5 protein-coding genes are annotated in these 6,452 nt (G+C 70.3%); 1 reads left to right on the forward strand and 4 read right to left on the reverse strand.

Going from position 1 to position 6,452, the window contains the following annotated elements:
* Positions 1-10: 10 nt before the first annotated feature.
* Complete coding sequence (gene rny / locus QN163_09800; GenBank protein ID MDR5684301.1) at positions 11-1,540, reverse strand: ribonuclease Y; 1,530 nt, start codon at positions 1,538-1,540, stop codon at positions 11-13.
* A 180-nt stretch (positions 1,541-1,720) separates the two neighbouring features.
* Here rny and lexA point away from each other — a divergent pair, with 180 nt between their 5' ends.
* Positions 1,721-2,335 (forward strand): transcriptional repressor LexA, encoded by a 615-nt coding sequence (lexA, locus tag QN163_09805; GenBank protein MDR5684302.1) that lies wholly within the window; start codon positions 1,721-1,723, stop codon positions 2,333-2,335.
* A 51-nt stretch (positions 2,336-2,386) separates the two neighbouring features.
* Here lexA and hflX read toward each other — a convergent pair whose 3' ends face one another.
* The 3 genes from hflX to miaA all read right to left on the reverse strand — a co-directional run.
* Positions 2,387-4,123, reverse strand: coding sequence for a GTPase HflX (gene hflX / locus QN163_09810; GenBank protein ID MDR5684303.1), 1,737 nt, complete (start codon positions 4,121-4,123; stop codon positions 2,387-2,389).
* A 141-nt stretch (positions 4,124-4,264) separates the two neighbouring features.
* A complete protein-coding gene (locus QN163_09815) occupies positions 4,265-5,446 on the reverse strand; it encodes an LL-diaminopimelate aminotransferase (protein MDR5684304.1) in 1,182 nt (393 codons plus the stop codon).
* Between the two features lie 51 nt (positions 5,447-5,497).
* Positions 5,498-6,452 (reverse strand): tRNA (adenosine(37)-N6)-dimethylallyltransferase MiaA (gene miaA, locus QN163_09820; protein ID MDR5684305.1); only part of this gene is annotated, 955 nt, incomplete at its 5' end.

The raw sequence follows: 6,452 nt of genomic DNA on the forward strand, positions 1-6,452 counted from the left end.
CGGGTCGGGGTCATCGCGCGTACTCCACGATCCGCGTCTCCCGGAGCACCGTCACCTTGATCTGTCCGGGGTACTCGAGCTCTGACTCGATCCTGCGCGCCATGTCCTGGGCCAGCCGGTAGGCCGTGAGATCGTCGATCTCGTTCGGCCGCACGATGACCCGGATCTCGCGGCCTGCTTGGATCGCGTACGCCTTCTCCACGCCGGGGAACGACCCCGCCAGATGCTCCAGGTTCTGCAGCCGCTTGATGTACATCTCCACGGACTCTTTGCGGGCACCCGGACGCGCACCGGAGATCGAGTCGGCGGCGGCTGTCAGGACCGCCTCGACATACTTCGCCTCCTCCTCTCCGTGGTGGTAGAAGATCGCGTTGATCACAGCGGGGTGCTCGTGGTAGCGGCGGGCCAGGTCGGCTCCGATCTCCGTGTGCGTGCCCTGGACCTCGTGCGTGAGCGCCTTGCCGATGTCGTGCAGCAACCCGCAGCGACGGGCCAGGGCTGCGTCCGCTCCGATCTGCAGCGCCAGCTCGCCGGCCAGCAGCGCCACCTCCACGGAGTGCTGCAGGATGTTCTGCCCGTACGACGTGCGGAACTTCAGGCGGCCCAGCAGCTTGACCAGGTCCGGGTGCAACCCGTGTACCCCGGCCTCGAACGCGGCCCGTTCCCCTTCTTCGGCGATGCGCTCGTCCAGCTCCCGCTGGGCGCGCTCGACGGTCTCCTCGATGCGCGCCGGGTGGATGCGGCCGTCGGCCATCAGCTTCTCGAGGGCGATCTTGGCGACCTCGCGGCGGACGGGGTCGAACGATGACAGCGCGACGGCTTCAGGCGTGTCGTCGATGATGACGTCGACGCCCGTGAGGGCCTCCAGCGCGCGGATGTTGCGCCCTTCGCGTCCGATGATCCGCCCCTTCATCTCGTCGGTGGGCAGCGGGACGACCGAGACAGTCACCTCGGTCGTGTGGTCGGCCGCGGTGCGCTGGATAGCCAGCGCGAGCACGTCGCGGGCGCGGCGCTCGGCCTCCTCGCGGGTCTCCTGCTCGATCTTGCGGATGCGGGCGAGCGCGTCCTCGCGCGCCTCCGCCTCGATCTGCTGCAGGAGTTCCTCGCGCGCCTGATCGGACGTCAGCCCCGAGATGCGCTCGAGGGTCCTGCGTTGCTCGGCGATGAGAGCGGTGATCTCTTCTGCGCGCTGGGCGAGTTCTTGCTCCTGCTGCTGGATCGCGCGTTCCCTGCGCTCGATCTGCTCGGTCTTGCGGTCTAGGGCTTCCTCCCGCTGGACCAGCCGCCGCTCGAGCCGCTGGATGTCGGCACGCTGCTCGCGGATCTCGCGCTCGACCTCGCGCTTGACCCGCAGGGCCTCCTCCTTGGCCTCCAGGAGAGACTCTTTGCGTTGGGCATCCGCTTCACGGTTCGCATCATCCAGGATCCGCCGGGCCTGCTCCTCCGCCGAACGGATCTTCGCTTCCGCGACCAGCCTCCGCAGAACGTACCCGGCTGAGAAGGCCACCACTCCCACCGCGATGACCACCAAGGCGGTCATGGCGGCGTCCGTGGCTCGTCACCTCCCTGCGATGCACTGCTGCGTCGGTTTTTCTCGATTTTATCCGGGCCCCGCTGGTAGGGTCAAGGAATCCGGGCCCCTCGAAGGGAACAGACGTTTGCGTACCGAAAGTGTGTGTGGTAGCATGCGGTCGTGTCGATTCCACTGGGAGGTTCCGTCATGGGCAGAGCTCTGACCCGGCGGCAGCGGGAGATCCTCAACTACGTGGCGGAGTACACGCGGCAGCACGGCTACCCGCCGTCGGTGCGGGACATCGGAAACGCCCTGCACCTCACGAGCAGCTCGACCGTGCACAGCCACCTCAGTGCGCTCGAGAAGAAAGGATACATCCGGCGCGACCCCAGCAAGCCGCGCGCGATCGAGATCCTCCGCGACGACGCGTCCCTGCCCCGCAAGCGGTCGGTGCTGCTGCCGGTGGTCGGCCGCGTGACAGCGGGCGAGCCGATCCTAGCAGAGCAGAACATCGAGGATTCGTTCCTCCTGCCCGAGGAGTTCACGGGGGGCGGCGAGTGCTTCCTGCTGCGGGTCCGCGGCGAGTCGATGGTCGGCGCCGGCATCCACGACGGCGACTACCTCGTCGTCCGCAGGCAGTCGCACGCCGACAACGGCGACATCGTCGTCGCGCGGATCGGGGACGAGGCGACCGTCAAACGCTTCTTCCGCGAGGAAGACGCCATCCGGCTGCAACCCGAAAACCCCACGATGGAGCCGATCCGCTCCCGCGAGGTGGTCATCGAAGGAAAGGCGATCGGGCTGATCCGCCGGCTGCACTGACCTCCGGCGGACCGGGGCGTCGTGCCGCAGGGCCGCGGCCGTCACTCGCGTCTACCTGTCCTGCGCCCGTTCCTCCAAGCTGGGCGCGTCCCGGTCGTCGGACGCCGCGACGGACCGTATCTTCTCCAGGACGGCGGTGGGCGCCTCGACCTCCAGGCGGATTGAATCCGGGCCGTAGTCCTGCTGCAACACCTGACCGAGCGCGTAGATCTCGCCCAAGAGCCCCGCGCGGCCGTACGGCACCTCCAACGTCGCCCGCGCCGTGCGCCGGGGCAGCGCCGCCCCCACGGCCTCCAGCAACCCCGCCAAGCCCTCCCTGCGCAGCGCGCTGATGGGGACGCCGCCGGTCTGCACGATCAGCGCCCGCGCCTGCTGCGGTGGGATCCGGTCGACCTTGTTGAGGGCGAGCACGATCGGCCTGTCCGTGGCGCCCAACTCGGCCAGCACTTCCTCCACGGCCCGCTTCTGCCGCGGCCAGTCGGGGTGGGCGACATCCAGGACGTGGACGAGGACGTCGGATGCGGTGATCTCCTCCAGGGTGGCCCGGAAGGCCGCGACGAGCTGGGTCGGCAACTTCTGGATGAACCCCACGGTGTCCACCACGACGGCGGGACCGCCTGCGGGCAGCTCCACACGGCGGGCCGTCGGGTCGAGCGTCGCGAACAACTTGTCCTCGACCGCCACGCCCGCATCCGTGAGGGCGTTGAGGAGGGTGGACTTGCCCGCGTTCGTGTAGCCGACCAGCGCGACGACCGGCAACTGGAACGCGCGGCGGGCGCGCCGTTGCATGCGGCGGTGGCGGGTGATCTCCTCGATGCGCACGCGCAGATCGGTGATGCGGGAACGGATGCGACGGCGGTCCGTCTCCAGCTTCGTCTCACCCGGGCCCCGCGTGCCGATCCCGCCCCCCAACCGCGACAGCAGCACACCCCTGCCGACCAGCCGCGGCAGCAGATAGGTCATCTGCGCCAGTTCCACCTGCAGGCGCCCCTCGCGCGTGCGGGCGCGGCGCGCGAAGATGTCGAGGACGAGCGCGGTGCGGTCCAGCACCTTGATGCCCAGTTCCTCCTCCAGGGTCCGCTGCTGGGCCGGGGTGAGTTCCTCGTCGAACACCACCAGGTCGGCGGCCTCCCGCTCGCAAAGGCCCCGCAACTCCTGGACCTTCCCCTTGCCGATCAACGTCGACGGGTCGGGGCGCGGCCGGCTCTGCACGACGACGTCGACGACGTCGGCGCCCGCGGTCTCGGCGAGACGGCGCAGTTCCTCCAGCGTGGCGGGCGTGGACCAGCCTTCCCTGCCGGGCACGACCAGACCCACCAGGACCGCCCGCTCCGCGCGGTGGTGGGAGGCCGGTTCGGCGGGGTCCCTCGCGTGCTGTTCGGCAGACCGAATCCGATGCGCCGCCGCGACGTGTGCGAGCGCATCGGGTGGGATCGAACCTTCGATGTGGGCGACGCCGCCGCGGCCGCGCGAGGCGACCCACACTTCGGTGACCTCGCCGTTGCGCTGGCCGATGGTGACCAGCAGGTCCAGCCGGGCATGGTCCAGCAGCTCGAGGTCGGCGTCGGTCGGGTGGGCGTCGGGCTGGCCGTAGGTCAGCAGCAGGCGCAACCCGCAAAGGCCCCTCCCGTCGCGGCGCTGCGCGAGAGTGGCCTCCAGACCCGGCCAGTTCCGGCCCACCAGCGCGTGCACGACGCGGCCGTGCCGGGAGACAAGCACGCCAACTTCGCGGCCGGCGCGGGCGCCCAGGGCGGCCAGGCGGCGGGCCAGGTCCGGCGAGCAGGCCATATCCTCGCGGACGCCTGCAGACCGCAGCGACTCCAGCTCGGTGCGGACGTCGGGCGGCAGACGGCGGGTGTTACCGATCAGGAACGGCAGACGCAGGTCTCACCTCGAGGAGCGGGGGCCGCAGGTGCGCCGCATCGTCCTTTACGCCAGGGCGGTCCGCAACCGCCGGACCGCCTCCGCCAGACGGTCGTCCGGGGTGGTGAGCGAAAGCCGCACGTACCGATCACCCACCTGCCCGTAGCCGATGCCGGGCGTGATCACCACGGCGCACCGGTCGAGCACGTGCTGCGCGAACGTCACGGAGTCGAACCCCTCCGGGACTTCCGCCCACACGTAGAACGTCGCCCGCGGCGTGGGCACGCGCCATCCGGCCTCGCGCAACGCGCCCACCACGAGGTCGCGGCGTGCCGCGAACACCGACAGACTCTCGCGCAGCGGGCTGAGGGGTCCGCGCAGGGCGGCTTCGCCCGCGCGCTGCACGGCGACGAAGATCCCGCTGTCCAGGTTGGTCTTGAGCTTGGCCAGCGCGCCTACCACCTCTGAGTTCCCGCAGACGAACCCGATGCGCCATCCTGTCATGCAAAACGTCTTGCTGAGGGAGTGGAACTCTACCCCGACTTCCTTGGCGCCCTCGGCCTGCAGGAACGACGGCGGACGGTATCCGTCGTAAGCGATCTCCGAGTAGGAGTTGTCGTGCACCACGATCAGGTCGTGGTCGCGCGCGAACCGGACCACCTCCCGGAAGAACGCGACGTCGGCCGTGGCCGCGGTCGGATTGTTCGGGTAGTTCAAAAACATCAGCCCCGCCGCCCGCGCCACGTCCGTGGGGATCGCGTCCAGGTCCGGCAGGAAGCCGCGCTCGGGCCGCAGCGCAAACGCGTAGGGCACCCCGTCGGCGAGCACCGTGGCCGCGCGGTAGACGGGGTAACCAGGATCCGGCACGAGCGCGTACTCGCCCGCGTCGAGGACCGCCCACGGCAGATGCGCGATGCCCTCCTTGGATCCGATCAGCGCCAGCACCTCCCGGTCGGGATCCAGAGCGACGCCGAACCGCTCGCCGTACCACGCGGCGACCGCCTCGCGGAACCCGCGGGTTCCGGTATACGGCGGATACTGGTGCGTCGCAGGATCGGCGGCCGCCTCCTGCAGCGCCCGCACGACGTGGCCGGGTGTGGGCAGGTCGGGATCTCCGATCGCCAGGCTGATCACATCGACGCCTCTGCGCTGCAGTTCTTCTTTGCGCCGGTCCAGATCGGCGAACAGGTACGCCGGGATCCGCTGGAGCCGCTGCGCTTCGACCGACCGGGTGCGTCCTTCGAGCATGCCGTCCCCCTTCCGTCGCAGTGTGACACCTGGCCGAAGTTCCGTCCCACGTCAGCATACCGCGCGCATCACGCGTTCGGCGACCTCGCTCGCATCCAGCCCGTCGACCGCGATCCACCGGATGCGCGGGTCTGCGCGGAACCAGGTGAGCTGGCGCTTGGCGTACCGGCGCGTGTTGCGCCGCAGGGCGCGGATCGCGTCGTCCAGTCCCACCTCGCCCCGCAGGTGGGCGACGATCTCCTTGTACCCCAGGCCCTGCATCGCGGGAAGCGCCGGGTCCACGCCGGCTCCGAGCAGCGCGCGAACCTCGTCCACCAGCCCGGCCCGGATCTGCTCGTCCACCCGGCCGTCGATGCGCCGGTACAGGGTCGCGCGGTCCATCGTCAGACCTACCTGAACGGCCTCCGGGTCCGGCGCCCGACCCCACTGATGGCTGGCCGGCCGGCCGGTGTGGTGGCAGACCTCCAGCGCCCGGATCACCCGTCGGACGTTGGAAGGCGGAATCCGCGAGGCAGCTACCGGGTCGAGCACCTGCAACCGGCGGTACAGCACGCCGGGGTTGACCCGCTCCTCCGCCTCCCAGCGACGCCGCAGCGCCCAGTCCGGCGGCACTTCGGGGATGTCCAGCCCGTCCACGACGGCGCGCACGTACAGGCCGGTGCCGCCCACCAGCACCGGAGTGCGCCCGCGCGCGCGGATGGCGTCAATCGCGGCACGCGCCATGCGCTGGAAGTCGCGGACGGTGAACAACTCACGCGGATCCGCCACGTCCAGCAGGTGGTGCGTGACCCGCTCGCGCATCTGCGGCGTGGGCTTGGCCGTACCGATGTCCATCCCGCAATAGACGGTACGCGAATCCGCGCACACGATTTCCCCGCCGATGCGTTCGGCCAGTTCGACGGCCGCCGCAGACTTACCGACCGCGGTGGGGCCGACGACGACAAGGATGCGCGGTCGGTGGCAGGGGGTCGGTGATCCGTCCACACCCATCTTCGAACACCCTCCC

The organism is Armatimonadota bacterium, assembly GCA_031432545.1.
Taxonomy (GTDB): domain Bacteria; phylum Sysuimicrobiota; class Sysuimicrobiia; order Sysuimicrobiales; family Sysuimicrobiaceae; genus Caldifonticola; species Caldifonticola tengchongensis.

Excerpts from the sequence above, each read along its gene's own strand:
- rny (MDR5684301.1), bottom strand. The coding sequence starts at position 1,540 with ATGACCGCCTTGGTGGTCATCGCGGTGGGAGTGGTGGCCTTCTCAGCC.
- lexA (MDR5684302.1), top strand. The coding sequence starts at position 1,721 with ATGGGCAGAGCTCTGACCCGGCGGCAGCGGGAGATCCTCAACTACGTG.
- hflX (MDR5684303.1), bottom strand. The coding sequence starts at position 4,123 with ATGGCCTGCTCGCCGGACCTGGCCCGCCGCCTGGCCGCCCTGGGCGCC.
- QN163_09815 (MDR5684304.1), bottom strand. The coding sequence starts at position 5,446 with ATGCTCGAAGGACGCACCCGGTCGGTCGAAGCGCAGCGGCTCCAGCGG.